At 54.0% G+C, this 2,747-nt stretch carries 2 protein-coding genes and 1 rRNA gene; all 3 read right to left on the bottom strand.

The annotated features are described in order from the left end of the window. A 16S ribosomal RNA gene (locus tag ACE4YL_RS08270) occupies positions 1 to 111 on the bottom strand; the annotation flags it as partial. A 370-nt stretch (positions 112 to 481) separates the two neighbouring features. Next, on the bottom strand, positions 482 to 1,963 hold the full coding sequence (gene lysS / locus ACE4YL_RS08265; protein WP_461369493.1) for a lysine--tRNA ligase: 1,482 nt from the start codon (positions 1,961 to 1,963) through the stop codon (positions 482 to 484). Between the two features lie 30 nt (positions 1,964 to 1,993). Further along, complete coding sequence (gene greA / locus ACE4YL_RS08260; protein WP_461357794.1) at positions 1,994 to 2,476, bottom strand: transcription elongation factor GreA; 483 nt, start codon at positions 2,474 to 2,476, stop codon at positions 1,994 to 1,996. Positions 2,477 to 2,747 lie beyond the last annotated feature (271 nt).

The following is a 2,747-nucleotide window of genomic DNA, read 5'->3' as shown; positions in this document are numbered from 1 at the left end:
GGTTAAAGCTTCTTCACCCCGAAGGGATCCGAAACAGTAACCTCGCTCGACTTGCATGTATTAAGCACGCCGCCAGCGTTCGTCCTGAGCCAGGATCAAACTCTCCATGAAAAGTGTCAGCCTAGCTGAGCTAGGTTTATCTCTCAGAAAAGCTTGATACTAGCTTGAATTGTTAAGAGCGCACAAACTGTGGCTTATTCTCTCCAAACACAGAATTGTGTTCAAGACTTGTTTGGTTGTCAAGGTGCTGTACGTTGTAAGGCCCACGCAATCTGCTTGTCCAGCAGTTTCGTGCGGGAGCCAATGCCTAATATACCACCAATCATAGTCGGAAGCAAGGACCTTTGTGGACAGCCGCAGACGATTAGCCGCCGCCAGCTTCATTTTTCTCTTCGTAGGTCCCTTTTCCTACAAAAATCGCCCGCTGGCACAAAAAAAGCCTGCTCAGGCTGCCTGCCCGAACAGGCTCGTACATCCCTTTTTAACCCTTAGGACGGGGCCGCATGTGGGGAAAGAGCAGGACATCCCGGATGGAAGGGGAATCGGTAAACAGCATCACCATGCGGTCGATGCCCAGTCCCAAGCCACCCGCGGGGGGCATGCCGTACTCCAGGGCCCGGATGTAATCGTCGTCCATCATATGGGCGGCCTCATCCCCCAGCTCCCGCTGGGCCATCTGCTGGCGGAAACGCTGTTCCTGATCGACGGGATCGTTCAGCTCGCTGAAGCCATTGGCCACTTCCCAGGTCACGATGAACGGTTCAAAGCGATCGGTGAGCGTGGGGTTGTCCTTCTTGCGCTTGGCCAGAGGACTCACCTCCACGGGATGATCGGTGATGAACACCGGTTGAATCAGCTTCGGTTCCACGAAGGTGTCAAAGAACTCCTCCACCACATTGGCATAGGAGGCGTTGGGCTCAACCTCCAGCCCCTTTTCCTTCGCCGCCTTCCTGGCCTCTTCATCGTTCATCCCTGTGAGGTCCACTCCGGAATACTGCTTGATCGCTTCCAGCATGGGAAGGCGCGGCCAGGGCGGAGTGAGGTCAATCTCCTGCCCCTGGAACACGATCTTCGTGGAACCTGCCACTTCCTTGGCGATGTGCACAAAGATGTCTTCCGTGAGTTTCATCATATCCTCAGCGTCGGCATAGGCTGCGTAGATTTCGCAGGCGGTGTATTCGGGGTTGTGCTTGGTGGAGATTCCTTCATTTCTGAAGTTCTTGCCGATCTCGAAGACCTTCTCGAAACCACCCACCAACAGACGCTTGAGGTAAAGCTCCGGGGCAATGCGCAGGTACAAATCCATATCCAGGGTATTGTGGTGGGTGACGAACGGCCGGGCATTGGCCCCACCCGCGATGACGTTGAGCATGGGTGTTTCCACTTCAATGTATCCCCGCTCAACCAGGAAGTTCCGCAGGCTCTGGATGATCCTGCTGCGGGTTTCAAACACCTCCCGCACCCCGGGGTTGACGATGAGATCCACATAGCGCTGGCGGTAGCGCAGGTCCACATCCTTTAAGCCGTGCCATTTGTCGGGCAGCGGCCGCAGGGACTTGGACAGAAACTTCATGCTGTGCACTTCAACGCTGATCTCGCCCCGCCGGGTGCGGAAGATCCGTCCGGCGATGCCTAAGATGTCACCGATATCCACCTTTTGGAGCAAAGCGTACTGCTCCTCGCCCAAGACGTCGGTGCGAAAATAGAGCTGGATGCGGCCAGAGCTGTCCATGAGATCCGCGAACGTGGCCTTCCCGTGCGCACGCAGGGACATGATCCGTCCGGCAATCACAGTGTCTTGGCCTTCCAGTGCCTCGAAGCGGTCCACAATTTCCCGAGCCAGATGGGTGCGTTCGAAGCGTTCACCGAAGGGATCGATCCCCATCTCGATCAGATCCCGCAGCTTCTCACGGCGCACCGCCATCAGTTCATTAAGTTCCGCTCGGTCTTCTGTATGATCCATGTGCTCCTGGTTCACTCGATTACCTCCTGTTTATCTGGCCACCTTCAGGATTTCATACTGCAGCACTCCGTCCAGGACCTCTACCTCCACTATGGTCCCGCAAGTCTTGCCTAGAATAGCTTGACCCACAGGTGACTCGTTGCTGATTTTCAGGGCTGCCGGATCCGCCTCTGCCGAACCCACCAGCTGGTATTCTAAGATATCCTGCGTTTGCAGATCCTTGAGCGTGACTTTCTTACCTATGGAGACCACCGTGTCATCATCATCTTCTGCGTCGGTATCGATCACCTTGGCGTTGCGCAGCAGCTTCTCAAGGGTTAGTATTCTTCCTTCCACGAAGGCTTGTTCATTTTTCGCATCATCGTACTCCGAGTTCTCTGAAATATCGCCGAACTCCAAGGATGCGCTGATCCGCTGAGCAATCTCCCGCCGTTTCACGGTCTTTAACTCTTCCAGCTCTGCTTCCAGCTTTTTCAAACCCTCGGGTGTCAGCAATACCTCTTTGTTAGCCATACGCTCAATCTCCTTTTTGGTCGCATTTCACAGCAGGATACGGTGATAGATGATGAATTCCTTCTCAATGCTCCATTTATTATAAGTAGAAAGAATAGGGATGTCAAGAATCAGACAATCCCTAGATAGCGTGCAGAAATGCAACTCTAAATGAAACGGATTTTCGCTCGTCTTCTCTCTGACTCAACGAAGGGTTTCTGTTCCTCGCTCGGCTTGGTTTATCCTGCTCGTGCCAGACTTTCCACCGCTTCCCATGCAGATATGCCGTTTA

Source organism: Candidatus Darwinibacter acetoxidans, assembly GCF_041936445.1.
Taxonomy (GTDB): Bacteria; Bacillota; Limnochordia; order Darwinibacteriales; family Darwinibacteriaceae; genus DTU010.
This window is presented reverse-complemented; position numbering and strand designations above follow the sequence as displayed.

What these genes read in the sequence shown, in the direction of transcription:
- greA (WP_461357794.1), bottom strand. Translation starts at nt 2,476, where the DNA reads ATGGCTAACAAAGAGGTATTGCTGACACCCGAGGGTTTGAAAAAGCTG.
- lysS (WP_461369493.1), bottom strand. Translation starts at nt 1,963, where the DNA reads ATGGATCATACAGAAGACCGAGCGGAACTTAATGAACTGATGGCGGTG.